This is a genomic window from Lichenihabitans sp. Uapishka_5, assembly GCF_033947565.1.
In the GTDB taxonomy this organism is placed as follows: Bacteria; Pseudomonadota; Alphaproteobacteria; order Rhizobiales; family Beijerinckiaceae; genus Lichenihabitans.
In genome coordinates this window covers 16,901-34,277 of sequence record NZ_JARPVX010000007.1, presented here as the reverse complement: position 1 = coordinate 34,277, position 17,377 = coordinate 16,901, and the positions used below count along the sequence as shown (strand labels likewise).

The 17,377-nt window shown below is 67.2% G+C and carries 18 protein-coding genes and 3 pseudogenes; 18 read left to right on the top strand and 3 right to left on the bottom strand.

Annotated elements, in window-relative coordinates; translation table 11 throughout:
- Window positions 1-37 precede the first annotated feature (37 nt).
- From P7D22_RS04870 to P7D22_RS04830, 9 genes are all read left to right on the top strand, one after another.
- Window positions 38-1,075 carry a Nit6803 family nitrilase gene (locus P7D22_RS04870; protein WP_319933089.1) on the top strand — a complete coding sequence of 346 codons (1,038 nt, stop codon included), beginning with the start codon at window positions 38-40 and terminating at the stop codon, window positions 1,073-1,075.
- On the top strand, window positions 999-2,120 hold the full coding sequence (locus P7D22_RS04865; RefSeq protein ID WP_442916027.1) for an MSMEG_0568 family radical SAM protein: 1,122 nt from the start codon (window positions 999-1,001) through the stop codon (window positions 2,118-2,120). Before P7D22_RS04870 ends, P7D22_RS04865 begins: the two co-directional genes overlap by 77 nt.
- Window positions 2,117-2,659 (top strand): MSMEG_0567/Sll0786 family nitrogen starvation N-acetyltransferase, encoded by a 543-nt coding sequence (locus P7D22_RS04860; RefSeq protein ID WP_319933088.1) that lies wholly within the window; start codon window positions 2,117-2,119, stop codon window positions 2,657-2,659. The genes P7D22_RS04865 and P7D22_RS04860 overlap by 4 nt, the downstream gene beginning before the upstream one ends.
- A complete protein-coding gene (locus P7D22_RS04855; protein WP_319933087.1) occupies window positions 2,659-3,645 on the top strand; it encodes a sll0787 family AIR synthase-like protein in 987 nt (328 codons plus the stop codon). The genes P7D22_RS04860 and P7D22_RS04855 overlap by 1 nt, the downstream gene beginning before the upstream one ends.
- Window positions 3,642-4,796, top strand: a complete 1,155-nt coding sequence (locus P7D22_RS04850) for an MSMEG_0565 family glycosyltransferase (protein ID WP_319933086.1) — start codon at window positions 3,642-3,644, stop codon at window positions 4,794-4,796. The genes P7D22_RS04855 and P7D22_RS04850 overlap by 4 nt, the downstream gene beginning before the upstream one ends.
- The gene (locus P7D22_RS04845) at window positions 4,789-5,076 is read left to right on the top strand and encodes an MSMEG_0570 family nitrogen starvation response protein (RefSeq protein WP_319933085.1); all 288 of its coding nucleotides are present in this window, start codon (window positions 4,789-4,791) and stop codon (window positions 5,074-5,076) included. Before P7D22_RS04850 ends, P7D22_RS04845 begins: the two co-directional genes overlap by 8 nt.
- 34 nt (window positions 5,077-5,110) lie before the next feature.
- Window positions 5,111-6,373: an MSMEG_0569 family flavin-dependent oxidoreductase gene (locus P7D22_RS04840; protein ID WP_319933084.1), complete on the top strand. Its 1,263-nt coding sequence runs from the start codon at window positions 5,111-5,113 to the stop codon at window positions 6,371-6,373.
- Between the two features lie 397 nt (window positions 6,374-6,770).
- A complete protein-coding gene (locus P7D22_RS04835) occupies window positions 6,771-7,181 on the top strand; it encodes a hypothetical protein (protein WP_319933083.1) in 411 nt (136 codons plus the stop codon).
- Window positions 7,172-7,759, top strand: coding sequence for a hypothetical protein (locus tag P7D22_RS04830; RefSeq protein WP_319933082.1), 588 nt, complete (start codon window positions 7,172-7,174; stop codon window positions 7,757-7,759). Before P7D22_RS04835 ends, P7D22_RS04830 begins: the two co-directional genes overlap by 10 nt.
- A 106-nt stretch (window positions 7,760-7,865) precedes the next feature.
- Here P7D22_RS04830 and P7D22_RS04825 read toward each other — a convergent pair.
- The 3 genes and pseudogenes from P7D22_RS04825 to istA form a co-directional block, all read right to left on the bottom strand.
- Window positions 7,866-8,324, bottom strand: a pseudogene (locus P7D22_RS04825) (IS5 family transposase); the annotation flags it as partial.
- 99 nt (window positions 8,325-8,423) lie between these two features.
- Window positions 8,424-9,604 (bottom strand): IS3 family transposase gene (locus P7D22_RS04820; protein ID WP_319933161.1). Its coding sequence is split into 2 segments (ribosomal slippage): window positions 8,424-9,346 and window positions 9,346-9,604, totalling 1,182 coding nucleotides; the frame shifts between segments, so codons are not numbered across the junction.
- Window positions 9,605-9,664: 60 nt separating this feature from the next.
- Window positions 9,665-10,443, bottom strand: a pseudogene (gene istA / locus P7D22_RS04815) (IS21 family transposase); the annotation flags it as partial.
- A 155-nt stretch (window positions 10,444-10,598) separates the two neighbouring features.
- On the opposite strand from istA, the pseudogene P7D22_RS04810 reads away from it, so the two are divergent.
- From P7D22_RS04810 to P7D22_RS04770, 9 genes and pseudogenes are all read left to right on the top strand, one after another.
- Window positions 10,599-11,528, top strand: a pseudogene (locus tag P7D22_RS04810) (ISL3 family transposase); the annotation flags it as partial.
- Window positions 11,529-11,539: 11 nt separating this feature from the next.
- Entirely contained in the window at window positions 11,540-11,722 is a 183-nt protein-coding gene (locus P7D22_RS04805; RefSeq protein ID WP_319933081.1) for a protein NO VEIN domain-containing protein, read from the top strand.
- A 302-nt stretch (window positions 11,723-12,024) separates the two neighbouring features.
- Entirely contained in the window at window positions 12,025-13,341 is a 1,317-nt protein-coding gene (locus P7D22_RS04800) for a tyrosine-type recombinase/integrase (protein WP_319933080.1), read from the top strand.
- 10 nt (window positions 13,342-13,351) lie between these two features.
- Window positions 13,352-13,999: a hypothetical protein gene (locus P7D22_RS04795; RefSeq protein WP_319933079.1), complete on the top strand. Its 648-nt coding sequence runs from the start codon at window positions 13,352-13,354 to the stop codon at window positions 13,997-13,999.
- A 120-nt stretch (window positions 14,000-14,119) separates the two neighbouring features.
- Window positions 14,120-14,359 (top strand): helix-turn-helix transcriptional regulator, encoded by a 240-nt coding sequence (locus P7D22_RS04790; protein ID WP_319933078.1) that lies wholly within the window; start codon window positions 14,120-14,122, stop codon window positions 14,357-14,359.
- Between the two features lie 203 nt (window positions 14,360-14,562).
- Window positions 14,563-15,054, top strand: coding sequence for a hypothetical protein (locus P7D22_RS04785; protein WP_319933077.1), 492 nt, complete (start codon window positions 14,563-14,565; stop codon window positions 15,052-15,054).
- Complete coding sequence (locus P7D22_RS04780; protein ID WP_319933076.1) at window positions 15,051-15,386, top strand: hypothetical protein; 336 nt, start codon at window positions 15,051-15,053, stop codon at window positions 15,384-15,386. Before P7D22_RS04785 ends, P7D22_RS04780 begins: the two co-directional genes overlap by 4 nt.
- Window positions 15,383-15,955 carry a hypothetical protein gene (locus P7D22_RS04775; protein WP_319933075.1) on the top strand — a complete coding sequence of 191 codons (573 nt, stop codon included), beginning with the start codon at window positions 15,383-15,385 and terminating at the stop codon, window positions 15,953-15,955. Before P7D22_RS04780 ends, P7D22_RS04775 begins: the two co-directional genes overlap by 4 nt.
- Window positions 15,952-17,109 carry an AAA family ATPase gene (locus P7D22_RS04770; RefSeq protein WP_319933074.1) on the top strand — a complete coding sequence of 386 codons (1,158 nt, stop codon included), beginning with the start codon at window positions 15,952-15,954 and terminating at the stop codon, window positions 17,107-17,109. The genes P7D22_RS04775 and P7D22_RS04770 overlap by 4 nt, the downstream gene beginning before the upstream one ends.
- Window positions 17,110-17,377 lie beyond the last annotated feature (268 nt).

Here is a 17,377-nt window from a genome sequence, read left to right as displayed (position 1 = left end):
CCATCGACGCCTTCGTCACAGGACGGACCCAGACCCGATGAGCGAATCCCGCACCATCCGCGCCGCCGCCGTGCAGATCGCCCCCGACCTCGACTCGGGCGCCGGCACGCTCGAGCGGGTTCTCAACGCCATCGCCGAAGCGGCCGGGAAGGGCGCCAACCTCGTCGTCTTCCCCGAAACCTTCGTACCCTGGTATCCCTACTTCTCCTTCGTGCATCCGCCCGTGATGACCGGGGGCGAGCACCTCCGGCTTTACGAGCATGCGGTCGTGGTGCCCGGGCCGGTGACCGAGGCGGTGGCGTCGGCGGCGCGCCGCTATGGCCTTGTGGTGGTGCTCGGCGTCAACGAGCGCGACCACGGCTCGCTTTACAACGCCCAGCTCGTGTTCGACGCCGACGGATCGCTCAAGCTCAAGCGCCGCAAGCTGACCCCGACCTTCCACGAACGCATGATCTGGGGGCAGGGCGACGGCGCCGGCCTCAAGGTGGTGGATACCGCGGTCGGCCGCGTCGGCGCGCTCGCCTGCTGGGAACACTACAACCCGCTCGCCCGCTACGCCCTGATGGCGCAGCACGAGGAGATCCACGTCGCCCAGTTCCCCGGCTCGCTGGTGGGGCCGATCTTCGCCGAGCAGATCGAGGTGACGATCCGCCACCATGCGCTCGAAAGCGGCTGCTTCGTGGTCAATGCCACGGGCTGGCTGACCGAAGAGCAGATCGCCCGGATCTCGCCCGACGAGAAACTTCGCCGCGGTCTGCGCGGCGGCTGCATGACCGCGATCGTGTCGCCGGAAGGCGCCCATCTGGTGCCGCCGCTGACGCAAGGCGAGGGCATCCTTCTGGCCGACCTCGACATGGGGCTCATCACCAAACGCAAGCGGATGATGGACTCGGTCGGCCATTACGCCCGGCCCGAACTGATGAGCCTTCTGCTCGACGGGCGTCCCGCGCTGCCGATGCACGCAACCCAACCGCTTTCCCAGCCCAGGACACCCGCCGATGAACGCGATGACGCCGACGGTTCCGACGGAACGGCTGATCAACGAGTTGCAGTCCTTCGGCGTCAGGCTGGTTGACCCGACCGCGGGCGCCGACAGCCGCCGCGGCGGCGCCGGCCCGTCCGACCACAAGGCGGTGACGATCGACGGCGTCACCGTGATGGTGCCGGTCCATACGGCGCCCGCCTTCGAGAGCCCCTATCTGGCCGAAAAACCGGACGCGGGCGGCCTCAGCACGATCACCCGCGACGGCCACCCCGTTGCCCGCATCAGCTTTCCGCAGCGGCCGCGCTTCTACGACCTCGCCACCGCCGAGGGCGTGCCTTATTCGAAGATCGCCGTGCTGCACGGGCGCGACGTGCTGGCCACGACCGTGCTGCAGACCTGCGTGCGTTACGCGAGCCGCACCAAGACGTGCCAGTTCTGCGCTATCGGCCAGTCGCTCGCGGCCGGCCGCACGATCGAGCGCAAGACGCCGGCCCAGCTGGCCGAGGTCGCCAAGGCGGCGGTCGAGCTCGACGGCGTCCGCCACATGGTGATGACCACCGGCACGCCGCCCGGCAAGGACCGGGGCGCCGCCATCCTGTGCGAGAGCGCCGCGGCCGTGAAGGCGGCGGTGGACCTGCCGATCCAGGTGCAATGCGAGCCGCCCGACGACGACATCTGGTTCGCGCGGATGCGGCAGGCCGGCGCCGATGCGCTCGGCATGCACCTCGAAGCCGTGACCCCGGCGGTGCGGGCCCGCATCATGCCCGGCAAGGCCCAGGTGTCGATCGAACGCTACCTCCAGGCGTTCGCGGCGGCCGTGCCGGTGTTCGGACGCGGCCAGGTTTCCACCTACATCCTGGCCGGGCTCGGCGACACCAGGGAGGCCATCCTGTCGCTGAGCGAAACGCTGATCGGCCTCGGCGTTTACCCCTTCGTGGTGCCCTTCGTGCCAATCTCCGGCACCCCGCTCGAAAGCCATCCGACCCCCACGGCCGGCTTCATGCACGATATCCTGGCGCCTTTGTCGGACATGCTGGTGGCGGGCGGCCTCAAGGCCACGGACGTCAAGGCGGGCTGCGCCAAATGCGGCGCCTGCTCGGCCCTGTCGACCTATGAGCGGCGGGGCGCCGCATGATCTTCGAGTCCGTCCGCCCCTACGTGTCGAGCGCCTTTACAGTCAAATACGCCACCGAAGCCTGGGAAAAGCGCGGCGCTGCCGTGCTGCGCCGGCAGGTGTTCTGCGACGAACAGGGATTGTTCACGGACCACGACCGCGACAGCATCGATGCGGTGGCGACGCCCATCGTGGCGCTGTCGTCCTATACGGTGGCGCCCGACGCCGTGGTCGGCACCGTGCGCATCCACGAGGCGGAGCCCGGCACCTGGTGGGGCTCGCGGCTCGCGGTCGCGGCCGACCACCGCCGGGTGGGGGCGCTCGGCGCCGCGCTGATCCGGCTCGCGGTGGGCTCCGCCCATGCGCGCGGCTGCTCCACCTTCCTGGCCCATGTGCAGAGCCAGAACGCCCTCCTGTTCCAGCGCCTGCATTGGGATGTGGTGGGCACGGTCGAACTGCACGGCCTGCCGCACATGCGGATGCAGGCCGATCTCAGCTTCTACCCGCCTTTCGTGACGCCTGACGTGGGCTTCCTGGCGCTAGCCCGGAAAGCGGCCTGATGGGGGACGGTGTCGGGTTCGAAACGCTTGTGGCGGGGTTGCGGGCCAATCCCGGCCTCGGGGCCAAGGCCGATATTGGCACGGTGGCGGCGGCGCTCGGCCTCGACGGTGCTTCGGCGGTGCCGGTGGGCGACGATTGCGCCGCCATCCCCGACGGCGACGGCTTCCTGCTGCTCGCCATCGAGGGGTTCATGAACGGCTTCGTGGCTGGCGACCCCTGGTTCGCGGGCTGGTGCGGCGTGATGGTCAACCTGTCCGACATCGCCGCTATGGGCGGCCGGCCCATCGCCGTGGTGGATGCGCTGTGGGCCGCGGGGGCCGACGGCGCCGCGCCCGTGCTCGAGGGCCTGAAGGCCGCGGCGACGCACTTCGGGGTGCCGATCGTCGGTGGCCATAGCAATCTGAAGACCGACCGCGGCCAGCTCGCCGTGGCGGTACTGGGCCGGGCCAAGCGCCTGCTGACGAGCTTCGACGCGGCGGCCGGCGACGTGCTGGTGGCGGCCATCGACCTGCGCGGCCGCTATCGGGAGCCTTTCTCCAACTGGGAAGCCGCCACCGACGCCCCGGCGACGCGCCTGCGCGGCGATCTCGCCGTGCTGCCCGCCATTGCCGAGGCGGGGCTCTGCCGCGCCGCCAAGGACATCAGCCAGGGCGGCCTCGTCGGCACCGCGGCCATGCTGGCCGAATGTTCGCGCGTCGGCATCGCGCTCGACCTTGCGGCGGTGCCCCGCCCGGACGGCGTCGATCTCGGGCGCTGGCTGCAAAGCTTTCCGAGCTACGGCTACATCCTGGCGGTCGCGCCCGCGCACGTGCCGGCCGTGCTGGCGCGCTTTGCAGGGCGCGGCATCGCCGCCGCCGCCGTGGGCGCGGTCGATGCCAGCCGGCAGCTGTCGGTCCGCCATGGCGCTGAGGCGGCATTGATCTGGGATTTCGCGCGCGACGGGTTGATCGGGTGCGCCCCGGGCGGCACCACGGCGGCCGCATGAGCCGCGTCGCCCTCCTGTGCCATTCCACCAACCCGCGCGGCGGGGTGGTGCATGCGCTGGAACTCGCCGATGCGCTCGAAAGCCTCGGCCATGAAGCTACGGTCCATGCGCCCGACGCGAGCGGCCGCGGCTTCTTCCGGGCCACCGCCTGCGCCACCGTGGCGGTGCCGGCAACGCCGCTGGCCGGCACCGCCAGCACGGCGGCGCTCGTTGAGGCCCGAATTGAAGACTATCTACGCCACTTCGCCGACCCCGCGCATCGGCGCTTCGACGTGTTCCATGCCCAGGACGGCATCTCGGCCAACGCTCTCGCCACCCTGAAGGCGCGGGGGCTGATCGACGGCTTCGTCCGCACCGTGCATCACGTCGACACCTTCGCCGACCCCCGCGTGGCCGCCCTCGAAGATCGCTCCATCATGGCGGCCGACGTGCATTGCGTGGTCAGTGCCACCTGGCGGGATGCGCTCGCGGCGCGCTATGGGCTCGCGGCCACCCTGGTCGGCAACGGCGTGGACCGTGTCCGGTTCTCGCCGCAGCCGCAGCCGGGCGACGCCACGTTGCGCCGCCGGCTCGGCCTTGGGGGCGGCCCGGTGTTTCTGGCGGTCGGCGGCGTCGAGGCGCGCAAGAACACGGTGCGGCTGCTCGAAGCCTTCGTGAGGGTGCATGGGTCTCTGCCTGGGGCGCAGCTCGTCATCGCGGGCGGCAGTTCGCTGCTCGATCACGGCACGACCCAAGCCCGCTTCGCGGCCGTGCTGGCCGCAAGCGGTCTGCCGGACCACGCCGTGCTGCGGCTCGGCCCGATGGCCGACGACGACATGCCGGCGCTCTACCGCAACGCCGACGCGCTCCTGTTTCCGTCCCTCGTCGAAGGCTTCGGCCTCGTGGTGCTGGAGGCCATGGCGTGCGGCCTGCCGGTGGTCACCTCGCGCATTGCGCCTTTCACCGATTACCTCGCGGCCGAGGACGTCCTGTGGTGTCACCCCGAACAGGTGTCCTCCATCGCCGACGCCATGGTGTTGTCGCGCGTGCCGGAGGTGCGTGCGGCCTTCCGGTCACGCGGCATCGCCGTAGCGGCCCGCCACGGATGGGACGCCGTCGCCCGCGCCCATCTGACCCTCTACGCCACGCTCGGAGCCGCCGCTTATGCCTGAGATGCGCTTCCACATCCGCTGGCCGGACGGCACCGAGGAACGCTGTTATTCGCCTTCGCTCGTCATCAAGGATTTCTTCGTGCCCGGCGCCGCCTATGCGGTGCCGGACTTCCTGGCCCGCAGCCGGGACGCGCTGACCATCGCCAGCGATCGCGTGGCTGCGCGCTACGGCATGCCGTGCAGCCTCGCGCTCGGCCAGCTGCAACGCATCGAGGCGGCGGGCCGCGCCTTTGCGGCGAGCCCCGACGCCCAGGTCACCGTGCTGCTTTTTGAAGACTGAACACCGCCGCGCCGTAGCGCCAGGAGATCCACCCATGCCTCCAAGCATTCCCCATCACCCCGTGGTGGTGGTCGGCGGCGGCCAGGCCGGCCTGTCGATCAGCGCCCATCTGAAGGCACGCGGGCTCGCGCATGTGATCTTCGAGCGGCATCGCGTCGGCCATGCCTGGCGGGACCAGCGCTGGGACAGCTTCTGCCTGGTGACGCCGAACTGGCAGTGCCAGCTGCCGGGCTTCCCTTACGCCGGCCCGGACCCGAAGGGCTTCATGCCGCGTGACGCCATTGTGGCCTATGTGGAGGATTTCGCGCGCACCATCGAGGCGCCGGTGCGCGAAGGTGTCGGGGTGACCCGTGTGGCGCGGGACGGCGCGGGCGCCTTTACGGTCGAGACGACGGCGGGGCCGGTCACGGCCGATGCCGTGGTGCTGGCGGTCAGCGCCTATCATCGGCCCAATGTGCCGGCGATCGCCGGCGCGCTGCCGCCCGCCGTCACCCAGATCCATTCGGCGGACTACCGCAACCCGGCCGCCTTGCCGGACGGCGCCGTGGTGGTGGTCGGGTCGGGCCAGTCCGGCTGCCAGATCGCCGAGGATCTGCACCTTGCGGGGCGGCAGGTCCACCTCGTGGTCGGCAGCGCGCCGCGCTGCCCCCGGGTCTACCGCGGCCGCGACGCCGTCGAATGGCTGGCCGACCTCGGGCAATACGACCTGCCGGTCGACCAGCACCCGAAAGGCGCTGCGGTGCGCAAACAAGCCAACCACTACCTGACCGGCCGGGACGGGGGCCGCGACATCGACCTGCGCCGTTTCGCGCGCGAAGGCATGCAGTTGCATGGCCGGCTCACCGGCATCGCGGACGGCGTCCTGCGGTTCGGCGACGATCTGGCCCGGAACCTCGACAGCGCGGATGCGGTCTATAACGGCATCTGCGGCCTGATCGACACTCACATCGCCACATCCGGCATCGCGGCGGAGCCCGCCCCGCATTACGTGCCCGTATGGCAGCCGCCGGCAGAGCCTTCCGCCGCACTCGACCTCGCAAAAGCCGGGGTCTCGAGCGTCGTCTGGGCCACCGGGTTCCGGTCCGACTGGCGTTTCGTCGACCTGCCGCTGTGCGATGCCGCCGGCGATCCGGCTCACGCGCGCGGCGTCACGGCGGTGGACGGCCTTTATCTGGTCGGCATGCCATGGCTGCACACCTGGGGCTCGGGCCGCTTCCTCAACGTCGGGCGCGACGCCGGCTTCGTGGTCGGGCACCTCGTCGGCAGGGCTGAAACCCTGGCGCGGGACGCCGCATGACCCTATGGCTGGCGCCGGGTTCGACGGCCATGGCCGTTTCGTCAAGGCGGGACGGCGCAATCCGGCTCGGGATGCCGCAACTCTGTTATGGGCATCGTCAAGGATTAGCTGCTGGAGGAAGTGGGCGATCGACATTGGCGCCTCATCGCGGAAGCCGTGGGCACGAATGACCCCGATCACGACATCGATAAGCGCCGATCTACCCGCCTTCTGCGGCACCTCCATCGAAGGAGCCGGCTTCGAGCACTTGAGGGGAAGCGGCCGCGCTTGAGCGGCTGAAAACGCCAAATGGAGGCCGAAGGGGCCCAAAGATCGGGTTTGACGGGGTAATTGGTGGCTGCGCTATGAGGCAGACTGATCGGTCATCAGGCCAAAGGCGAACCCCGAAATCCGCATCGTGCGAACCGAAAACCTCGACCTCGAACTCGTCGCTGGACGCCTTGCCGACGTGTGCCGCGTCACCGCTCCGAGGGCGCTGCTGCCCGAGCTGCAGCGCTTCTTCGCCGCCTCCGGCCTCGCCGCCGCCATCGCTCGCCGCGACAGCCCGATGCTGTTCGACTGGCTGGCCCGGGTGCTCAACTATCAGGGCGTCTCCAAAGGCATCGCGGCCGCTTACCTCGACCAGCACGGCACGATCAGCTCCGGGGACGTCGCGGCGGCACTCGCCGCTGGACCGAGCTGCCCCAAGCTCGCGAGCTACTGCACTTCCACGACTGCTGCTTTGCCAAGGTCGGCTACACCTGTGCCGAGCCGGCTCACATCCGGGCCTGTCCGCTGCCCACCCACGACCTGCGCAACGTGCGGCTGAACCAGGCCGCCTATGCTCTGTTCCTGTTCGTGCGCGACATCTGCGGCGGCGACCTCGTCGGCTGGCTCGACGACCGGCTAGCGAGGGCGGCCTCGATCTCGGGCCCACGCCGTGGCCCAGACTTGCGCCATGCAGTGCTGGCCTCACTCACCAACGTGTTCGGCATCTCGGCCAAGGTGCTGTCGCTCGCCCTGTCGGACATGCTGCTCGGCGGCGACCCCGGCCGCCCGCTGTGGGTCGAGACCGGCGCCAGCATGGTGGTGGTCGACACCCTGGTGCACAACTGGCTGCACCGCACCGGCTGCCTGCATGACCTCGCGGCCGAGCACGCCTACGGTCGCGGCTGCTACGCTCCCGGCGGGTGCGCCGAGGTGATCGCCGCGGCCGAGCGCATCGACGCCCGGCGCTTCTGCCCCGGCGGCCCGACGGTGTTCCCCCGCCTGCTGCAACGGGCGGTGTGGGTGTTCTGCGCCGCCGAAGGGCACGACGCCTGCAACGGTAATCGGATCGACGACGCACAGCCCTGCGCGCAGGGTGAGTGCCCCGTCAGTGCTTGCCGCCGCGTTCCGCTGCGATGATGTAGCCTTAAGAACTACAGTTCTGATATGAAGCTAAATAGAGCTCTGAAACGCAGCCAATATTCGGCCTAAAAATCTACGATTGACGGCAAATAACCCACTTCGTTTAGGCCGTGTGGACGGATTTGAGCAGGATGAACCCGAGGGCTAATGAGACGATACTTGTGAAGCTCTTGGCTGTTTTCTCGCAGCGGAGGGCGACGCGCTTGAAGCGCTTGAGCTTGCCGAAGGCCTGCTCGATCCGCGCTCGACCCTTGTACATAATCTTGGAGAAGAACTTCGGCCTGTTCTTGGCATTGGACTTGGTCGGGATGGCCGGGCAGATGCCGCGTGCTCGGGCCGCAGCGCGGTTGGCCTTGGAATCGTAGCCTTTGTCGGCCAACGCCGCGCGTGGGGTCACATCGGGCCCAAGGTCGAGCAGCAAGGGGAACACAGGGCTGTCGCCGGCTTCCCCGCCCGTCAGGTGGAAGGCAAGAGGCTGGCCGTCGAAGTCGGTCTTGAGGTGGATGTTGGTCGAAAAGCCGCCGCGCGAGCGGCCAAGCGCCTGCCCGTCTTGCCTCCTTTTGCGCCTGCGGCCGACACGTGGGCACGGACCACGGTCGAGTCAATCCCAAACTGGGATTGGGATTGACCCGATTCAGTGGACAGTTTTCGGGCTTGCGGGTTAGGGCTCGATCACGGCTGTCTTTTCTTCGGCTTCGTAGACCATTGGTGATCGGTAGCCCAAGCCAGAATGCAGACGCATCGGGTTGTACCAACCCTCGATGTAGCTGAAGCAGGCCATCCTCGCCTCTGCCTGGGAGGCGAACCGCCGCCGTTGCAGCAACTCGGCCTCGAGCGTTGAGAAGAAGCTCTCCGCCATGGCATCGTCGTAGGCATCGCCCACCGATCCCATCGAGGGCCGCACGCCGGCCTCACCGCAGCGCTTGCCGAATGCAACGGACGTGTACTGGCTGCCCTGGTCGTTATGATGGATGACGTCCTTTGGACGGCGCTGCCCCACGGCCGCCTCCATCGCGTCCAGCACCAACTCGGCCCGCAGGTGGTTGGCCATCAACCAGCCAACGATCTTGCGGCTCCACGCATCCAGAACGACGGCCAGATAAAGGAAGCCGGCTGCTGTCGGCACATAGGTGATGTCCGCAACCCAGAGCTGGTTCGGACCGGATGCCGTAAAGTTACGGTCGACCAGGTCCGGCGCAGGCCGAGCATCCCTGTCACGCACGGTTGTTATCGGACCGCCATGCCGATGGCTCGCGCCCACCAGTCCGGCTTCTCGCATCAAACGCGCAATCCGTTTGCGGCCATGGCGCTCGCCCAGGCTCTGGAGATCCGCGTGGACACGAGGTGCGCCGTAAGTCTGGCGCGAACTGGCGTGCACGGTCCGGACCCGCTTCAGCAACGCCGCGTCGGCAACCGCGTGGCTGGACAGCGGCCTGTGCCGCCACGCGTAGTAGCCCGCCTTGGACACGCCGAGCACGCGCGCCATGGTGGAAACCGGAAAGCAGGCCTGGTTCCCGCTCATGAACCGGAAGAGCCGGACGGGAGCGTCCCGGTCTCCCGTGCAAACCAGGCCGCGGCTTTTGACAGGATGTCCCGCTCGACGCGAAGTTGCTTGTTCTCACGCCGCAGTCGGATCAGTTCGTCCCGCTCAGCCGCATTCAGGCCCGGTAGCACCTCTTCCCGCCGACTCTCTTTCTTGTCCGCATCGGCGGTCCAGTTCCGGATCGATTGCGCGGTCGGCTCGAACTCTCGGGCGAGATCATCCGGATCGCGACCAGCGTGTACCAGATCCACCATCTGACGGCGGAACTCAGGCGAATACGGCGGACATGTCTTGGGCATTGGCAACACCTCTGATGAAAGCTTCAGGGTGTCCACCAAAACGGGGCAATCCCACTTCACCTGCAGCCGCGGCGTGAAGAAGCGCTCGCGCACCACGCCGACCTGGTTCTCGACCTGACCCTTCTCCCAGCCCAAAGCCGGCGTGCAGGCGACGGGGTCGACGAGGTAGTGCCCGCACATCTGCAGGAAGCGACGGTTGTAGGCGCGCTCGCGGCCGACGAAGATCGTCTCCACCGCCGTCTTCATGTTGTCGTAGATGCCGCGCTGGCACGTGCCCCTGAAGAATGCGAACGCGCGCTCGTGCGCGTCGAACACCATCTCCTGGCTCTCGCGCGCGTACGCCCGGACGAACAGCATGCGGCTATGGCAAAGGCGGACGTGTGCCACCTTCACGGTCACGGTCGTGCCGTTGATCAGCACGATCTCGTGGCTCCAATCGACTGGTAGGCCTCACCAGGGTCGAAGGTGAGCGGCACATAAGCCTGCGCCGTCGACGCGGTGCGCTCCTCCGCCCAGCTGTGGGCGTAGCGGCGCACCGCAACGTAGCCGCCCTCGTATCCTAGGACGCGGATCTCCTCGAACACACGGATCAGGGTGAGCCGTTCTCGGGCCGTCTTCCCGACATTGGCCCGGAGAAGCTCGTCGAGCCGGTCCCGGACCGGACCAATCTTGGGAAGCGGCTGCGTCTCGCGCGTGTAGCGGAACTCGGTCGCATCCGACCGCAGCACCTTGCGGACCACTTTCCGCGATACACGGAACTCGCGGCAGATCGCCTTGATCGACTTGCCTTGCACGAAGAAGGCGCGGCGGACCTTCGAAATCGTCTCCACAATCAGCATCCCAACCGCGGCTCCCATGATCCATGAGAGCCAGTGTGGACCCGTTCCCCGGGGTCCCGTTTGGGGTTCTTCCGCACATTCGGTGCTGACCTCTGATTCAACTCGTGATTCCATGGTGGTCGGGGAGGCGAGCGATGCCGATCTCGAACTCATCACTGCCGTCGGTGCCGGACGGTCTTCACGTCGACGACCTGCGGTTCGATGCGGCCGGCCTGGTGATCAGTGCGCGGACCATCGCAATCGAAGCTGTTTGTCCATCGTGCGGGCAAGCCTCAGGTCGGGTGCACAGCAGCTATTGGCGGACCTTGCAGGATCTGCCTTGGCAGGAGCGGGCCGTGACCTGGTGGATCAAGATCCGGCGCTTCCGCTGCAGCCGTTGCCCGGGACGCATCTTTGCTGAACGCGTGCCGGGCTTGGGGAGGCGCAAAGCGCGTCGGAGTGACCGGCTGGCCTCGGCACAGACCGCCATCGGCATGGTGCTCGGCGGGGAGCCTGGCGCTCGTCTGTCGCGCCGGCTGGCCATGCCCATCAGCGGCGACACCGTTCTACGCCTGATCCGCCGTGTCGGCAGCACGCCGTGCCCGCCGCCACGGGTTGTGGGGATCGACGATTGGGCGTGGCGGCGTGGCCGATCCTACGGCACGATCGTGTGCGACTTGGAACGACGCCGGGTCATAGACCTGCTGCCCGGTCGCGCTTCGGCACCGGTCCGGGACTGGCTCGCCGCCCACCCAAGCGTCGCTGTCATCACCCGCGACCGCGCAGGGCCTTACGCCGAGGCTGCGCGCACAGGCGCGCCGAAGGCAACCCAGGTCGCAGATCGCTGGCACCTGCTCGTCAATGCGTCCGAGGCGTTGCGCAGCATTGTCGAGCGACACCACGCCGAAATCAAGGACGTGGCACGCCGGAGCGTGCCGAGGCCGTCGATCCCGACCGAGCATCCCTCCGGGCCAGAGAAGAACAGCCGGCGACAGGACCGCTGTGAGATGGCCCTGCGCCTCCATGGTGAAGGCTTGCCCATCAAGACCATCGCCCGTCGTGTTGCGGCATCCCGCAACGCCGTGCGCCGTTGGGTGCGGGCCGGGCCACCCGCGGGATGCGCACGACCCCGTTCTTCCTGACGCGGAACGAGGAGGCGCTTTCGCGGGAGCGACCGGCGGAATGGCGTCTGTACCGGGTCTTCGAGTTCGCCGCCGCGCCGCAGATCTTCACGCTGGAGCCGCCGCCGGATCGCGCGGTGAGCCTGACGCCCGCGACCTGGTCCGCCTCGTTCAGATAGAGCGCGGCTTGTAAGTACGGCGTGAACACTGGGCACGTGGCTGCAAAGGTCTGCTTTCTCTCGAAAAGCTGACCTTTGCAGCCCGACATCGAAGTCTGCTCCTGGCGCAACGATGCCGCAGCCTCAGTTCTTACAGCCATCGCCGCTCCGATCACATACCCTGCAGTGTGGGCAGCATGCAACAGCGAGCCGGGATCCCACCCTGAGGAGGACAAGGAATATCAAACAAAAGCAACGAGTTATATGGCGCGCTCGAAGAGATTCGAACTCCTGACCCCCAGATTCGTAGTCTTAGGCGGCGAGTGAGCAAGAGAAAGCAGGAAGCAGCGACACCACTGAAAACACTTGCTTTTCCCGTGACACCCTCAGACATTTGTGAGCATATCGGATCGAGAAGCGGCGCAGTGTTGCTTCCGATTTGCTTCCGGTTTTCGATGAGACTCACAAAAGCGAGTGTCGCGAAGCTCAGCTTCCCGGTCGGGAAGGCCGAGCATGTCGTCTATGATGACGACTTAGCAGGGTTCGGGCTGCGGATGCACCCCGGCGGCCGGCGAACGTGGTTCGTTCAATATCGGCTCGGACAGAAGCAGCGCCGGCTTCGGCTGGGCACGCTCGAGCAGATCGATGCCGACAAGGCTCGTGCCCATGCTAGGGCCGCGCTCGCCAAGGTGTCGCTGGGCGTCGACCCGGCTCTTGAGACGGCGGAGGCGCGGTCCCAGGCCGTGGTCACGCTGAAGCGCACCGCAGAGGACTACCTTGCTCGCCATGCTGCGAAGCGCCTCAAGCCCGGCAGCCTTGCCGAGATCGAGCGACATCTGCGCAAGCACTGGAAGCCGTTGGGCGAGCGGCCGCTGTTTTCGATCAATCGTGCGCACGTCTCGCATCAGCTCGGCAAGATCGCGACGGAAAGCGGGCCCTTCGCCTCCAACCGTGCTCGCGCCGCCTTGTCGGCCATGTTCTCTTGGGCAATCGGCGAGGGGCTCGCGAACGACAATCCGGTCGCCGGCACCAACAAGGCGACCGCTGAGGTCGCCCGCGATCGCGTGCTGTCCGACGAGGAGATCGCGTTGGTCTGGAAGCATGCCGGGGCAGGTGACTACGGCGCCATCGTTCGCCTGTTGATCCTGACGGCCTGCCGACGGGACGAAGTGGGCGCTATGGCCTGGAGCGAGCTGCGGGGCGACGTTTGGTCGATCCCGGGCGATCGGACGAAGAACGGTTTGCCGCTCGACCTGACGCTGCCTTCGCTCGCCATCGAGCTGCTGGGCAGCGCTCATCGGCGCGAGGGGCGGGATCTCGTGTTCGGTTCGCGCGAGGGATCGTTTAGCGGCTGGTCTAAGGCCAAGGCTGAGCTCGACACGCGCATGCTGGGCGACCTGCAGCAGCGACATGGCAAGAAGGTCATCCTGGTGCCGTGGCGGTTGCACGATCTCAGGCGGACAGCGGCGACCCGCATGGCCGACCTCGGGGTGCAGCCGCATGTTGTGGAGGCGGTGCTGAACCATATCAGCGGCCATCGCGCAGGTGTGGCAGGTATCTACAATCGCGCGACCTATGCGGCTGAGAAGCGGGCAGCCTTGGCGCTTTGGGCTGAACGCGTCAATTGCCTAACTGCATGAGGGTGCTGCTTTGACTGCTGGGAGGATCACCGCACGCCAGCGAAAACGGCTGCAGGCGGAAAAGGAATGGAACGATCGCCGTGCAAGGGTTCCCTCAGGCAGCTCGCATCGGATTGAAGAAAAGCAGGACGATCGACTTCGCGCGCCTGAGCTAATTCGAGCTCTGGAGCGGATGCATACGGCAACCGGAGACCCGGTATTCGACGACGCACTGCGAGCGATGAAGGCATATGGCTTTGATCGGCATGGGCTGGTCAGGGGCGCGAAGGTTGCTCAGGAGGCGGCTTATGGTCCTCCTGATCACGGCTTCCTGGTGCAGATGCGTTTCAACGTCGAGCGACGTGGTGAGACAATTCCTGAAGCAGCAGAGAACATCGCTGCGGAGTTTGGTGCACCGGGTCATTCATTTGATGCCACCACGCAGCGACTTGAGGAGGGGTTTCGGGAGTGGCGAAAAGCGAACTTCGCTGAACCCGACCCGACCCCACCCGGTGATCTCGGCTATTCACTCCGAGTTTACCCGGCCGAAGGCGACACACTGGAGCTTTTCCCCGGAGAGAAGATCACTCGTGTGGGAGCCGTAAGACCAGCCGACAGCTTTTGGCGACGTCTATTCAGAGACGGCTCGATCCTGATCAAATACGAGCGGGAAAAGTAGGACAACTCTTGCTCCAAGCGGTGGGTGAACAGAAGGACACAAGCTTACCCTCCCTTCCGTTCTAAAATGCTCATTATTGCCTCCACAAGCTGCTGCATGCCGCAGTGGTGGAGGACAGAAATGGCCTACCGCTCGAATAGTAACGCGCCGACGCCGGTGGTTTTGCCACCTTCTCTTGAGCGCAATCGACTTCTGAACGTCAAGCAAATGGCGGAGCTGACCGGGTTCAGCGTCGCCCATATTCGCCGGCTTTACCGTAGCGGCAAATTTCCGACACCGATCCGCATCGGTGGGCGTGCGGTCGCCTGGCCCGCGCACGTCGCGGCGAAGCTCGTGGGCGTCATCGAGGAGGCCGCCTGAACCATGGCCCAGAAACGATCGAACCCGGCACTGCGGGAGCAGGCCGGGCTCGGAAACGTCATTGCTGTGGCGGCATGTGACGACCGAGAGAATATCGCACCGCCCCTCGCTCATCAAGATCCTATCGCGTGGCTTGCTCGCCGTGCCCGGATCAGCACGGCAGCGGCTGGAGCCGTCGCAGCTGCCAACCATTGGGGGTGCGCATGAGCGGCGCCTCCTGCATCCTCGGCGTCGACATCGGTCGCACAGGCGCAGTGGCGCTTCTCACGGCCGAGGGCGATCTCCTGGACGTCGCCGACCTGCCGACCCTGCCGGACGGGCCCGCGTGTCGGCCCAGCATCTCGGCGCCGCTGCTCGCCAAGATAATGCGGCAGTGGCAGCCGTCCTCCGCCTACATCGAGTTCGTTGGACCGCGGCCCACCGATGGGAGCAAGGCGGCGTTCGCGTTCGGGGCTGCGAAAGGCACGGTCGAGTCCACTCTCGCGGTCCTTGGTGTTGGCGCGGCTTACCTGACGCCGCCTCAGTGGAAGCGCATCGTCGGCATCCCGGCCGGCAAGGGGTTGAAGGACCTTGCCCGCGCGGCGGCAGTGCGGCGTTGGCCTAGGAAAGCCGACGTGTTCGCCCGGGCTATGGACGACGGCCGCGCCGAGGCGGCGCTCATCGGCTTGGCTGGGATCCTGCGAGGGCGGCCATGACGGTCATTGACCTCTCCCAAGTGCGCCAGCAGCGCGAAACACTCCGGCAGGCCGTGGAGTATGCGGCCCACGGCATCAGCGAAGAACTCATCATCACGGCGATGCGCTTCGCCGATCGTGCCTTCGCGGTGGCGGGCCCTTTGGCGGCTCGTGATCTCGAATTGGCCCGGGTGATCTACAACGGCATGCGCCGCCGCCTTCTGTCTAAGGTCAGGCGGGAGACCCCGGCGCAAATCCGTCCGCTGGCGGTCGAATGGGCTGGGCGGGTCTACCGCGCGCGGCTGGTCGAGCGGATTGAGGAGCGCGACGGGCAGAACGGGGGGGCAGCGTGAGGCCGGATCTCCTCCTCGCCTATGCCGACCTCGTCGAGGCATCGCAGCCCAGCATCGCTTATTGCCGCGAGTATGGCATCGACTTTGCCGCGACCGTGCCGGCCTGCGGCGGCGTGTTCCTTGCCGAGGTGGAGCCGCACGGCCGAACCTTCGAGCCACGGGAGGGCGCCGCAATTGCGGCCTGGTGCGAGGCCCTGGCCGAGGATGCCGAAACGGTGCTCGACGTCGTGGCGTGGCCCGTCGAGCAGCCAGCGCATTGGTGGACGCTCAGCGGGTTCGCCCCGGCACTCGGCATGGCACACGCGATCAATGGCGCGACCTACAGCTTCGGCGGCGCTCTGCATCTGCATCGCACGCCTCTGGCCTGGCTTCAGGCCGGGTGCAACGGGGCCGTGATCCTCGATCCGTCGGTTGGCGCACGATGGCTGCTGGACCTGCCCGCACCGCGGATCGCGGCCGAGGACGATGCACATGCGTGCGAGATCATGCGCGCTCGTCAGGCGCTCACGGAGCGGCAAACCATCGTCGTGCCGCAGGGCAGGCGCCAACCAGATCGCGAGGCGGCATGATGGAGCAGTACCGCCCGGCCAATCTCGTCGAGAATCCTCCCGACCTCCCTGGTGAGTGGTGGCGAAACGAGCGCGAACCATCGAAGCCACCGCCGCGCAAGCTGCCGATCGTCGATGCCGCGTCCCTTGCCGGTCGCGAGATCCCGCCACGGCTCTGGCATGTGCAGGGCATGATCCCGGTCGGCACCGTCACGCTGTTGGGCGGTGACGGCGGCACGGGCAAGAGCCTCCTGGCGGAGCAGCTCGCCGCTGCGACCGCGCTCGGAACGACCTGGATCGGCCGCGAGGTGCGACAAGGGCCGGTGCTGTTTCTGACGGCCGAGGACGATCTCGACGAGGTGCACCGGCGGCTCGACGCGATCCTGGCCGAGACCGGGACGGCCTTCGAGGACGTCGTCGGGCTCAACTTGGTATCCCTGGCCGGCGAGGATGCCGTGCTTGGAGCCTTTGATGCTCGGAGCAACATCGTAAAGCCGACGGCACTGCTCGAGGCTATTCGCGAGCACGTCCGGGTGCACAGCCCGGCTCTCGTCGTGCTCGACACACTCAGCGACCTTTTTGCTGGCGACGAAAACCAGCGCACGCAGGCTAGACAGTTCGTTGGGTTGCTTCGCGGTCTGGCCGTGCAGCACAAGCTTGCCCTGGTGTTGTTGGCGCACCCGTCCTTGTCAGGCATGTCGAGCGGCTCGGGACTGTCAGGATCGACGGCCTGGAACAACTCCGTGCGGTCCCGGCTGTATTTTGAGCGGGTGAAGGGCGACGACGGGTCTGAGCCCGATCCCGACGCCCGCGTGCTTCGGCTGCTCAAAGCAAACTATGGGCAGACGGGCAGTGAGATTCGGGTGCGGTGGCAGGCCGGCGTGTTCGTCAGCACAGAAGGCCGGGCGTCCAGCTTCAGCGCGATGGCAGCCAAGGACAGGGCCGATCAGGTGTTTCTTGAGCTGCTGGATGCGCATGAGGCTGAGCGCCGACCTGTCAGCCATACACCATCCGTAACCTACGCGCCGGCGGTCTTCGCCCGCGATCCGCGGGCAGGGGGCATCAGCAAGGCCGCCTTCACTTCGGCCATGAACCGCCTGTTCGCGACCAAAACCATCCAGGTGGTTGAGTACGGCCCGCCGAGCCGGCGTTACCGGAAGCTCGCACGCGCATGACAGCCTTCGAACGCCCTTCGAACGGGGTTCGAACGGGGTTCGAACGACCCTTCGCACGACCCCAAAAACCCTTTCGAACGCCCTTCGAACGCCTTCGCACGCCCTGCCTTCTCTCTCCCCATACCCCTATACGCTTGCGCGCCCGCCAGAAGGCGGGGCGAGCGCATCAGGAACGACCGCTTGACATCGTTGGTACTCTAGGGGAGTATGTCCGTATTGGACAACCCAGGATTGCGACCCCCGAGGCCGCTCCACCTAAGTCCGACAC

Bases quoted from the DNA above. Each gene is read 5' to 3' on its own strand.
- P7D22_RS04870 (WP_319933089.1), top strand. From the start codon at position 38: ATGAGCGAATCCCGCACCATCCGCGCCGCCGCCGTGCAGATCGCCCCC.
- P7D22_RS04865 (WP_442916027.1), top strand. From the start codon at position 999: ATGAACGCGATGACGCCGACGGTTCCGACGGAACGGCTGATCAACGAG.
- P7D22_RS04860 (WP_319933088.1), top strand. From the start codon at position 2,117: ATGATCTTCGAGTCCGTCCGCCCCTACGTGTCGAGCGCCTTTACAGTC.
- P7D22_RS04855 (WP_319933087.1), top strand. From the start codon at position 2,659: ATGGGGGACGGTGTCGGGTTCGAAACGCTTGTGGCGGGGTTGCGGGCC.
- P7D22_RS04850 (WP_319933086.1), top strand. From the start codon at position 3,642: ATGAGCCGCGTCGCCCTCCTGTGCCATTCCACCAACCCGCGCGGCGGG.
- P7D22_RS04845 (WP_319933085.1), top strand. From the start codon at position 4,789: ATGCCTGAGATGCGCTTCCACATCCGCTGGCCGGACGGCACCGAGGAA.
- P7D22_RS04840 (WP_319933084.1), top strand. From the start codon at position 5,111: ATGCCTCCAAGCATTCCCCATCACCCCGTGGTGGTGGTCGGCGGCGGC.
- P7D22_RS04805 (WP_319933081.1), top strand. From the start codon at position 11,540: ATGCGCACGACCCCGTTCTTCCTGACGCGGAACGAGGAGGCGCTTTCG.
- P7D22_RS04790 (WP_319933078.1), top strand. From the start codon at position 14,120: ATGGCCTACCGCTCGAATAGTAACGCGCCGACGCCGGTGGTTTTGCCA.
- P7D22_RS04785 (WP_319933077.1), top strand. From the start codon at position 14,563: ATGAGCGGCGCCTCCTGCATCCTCGGCGTCGACATCGGTCGCACAGGC.
- P7D22_RS04780 (WP_319933076.1), top strand. From the start codon at position 15,051: ATGACGGTCATTGACCTCTCCCAAGTGCGCCAGCAGCGCGAAACACTC.
- P7D22_RS04770 (WP_319933074.1), top strand. From the start codon at position 15,952: ATGATGGAGCAGTACCGCCCGGCCAATCTCGTCGAGAATCCTCCCGAC.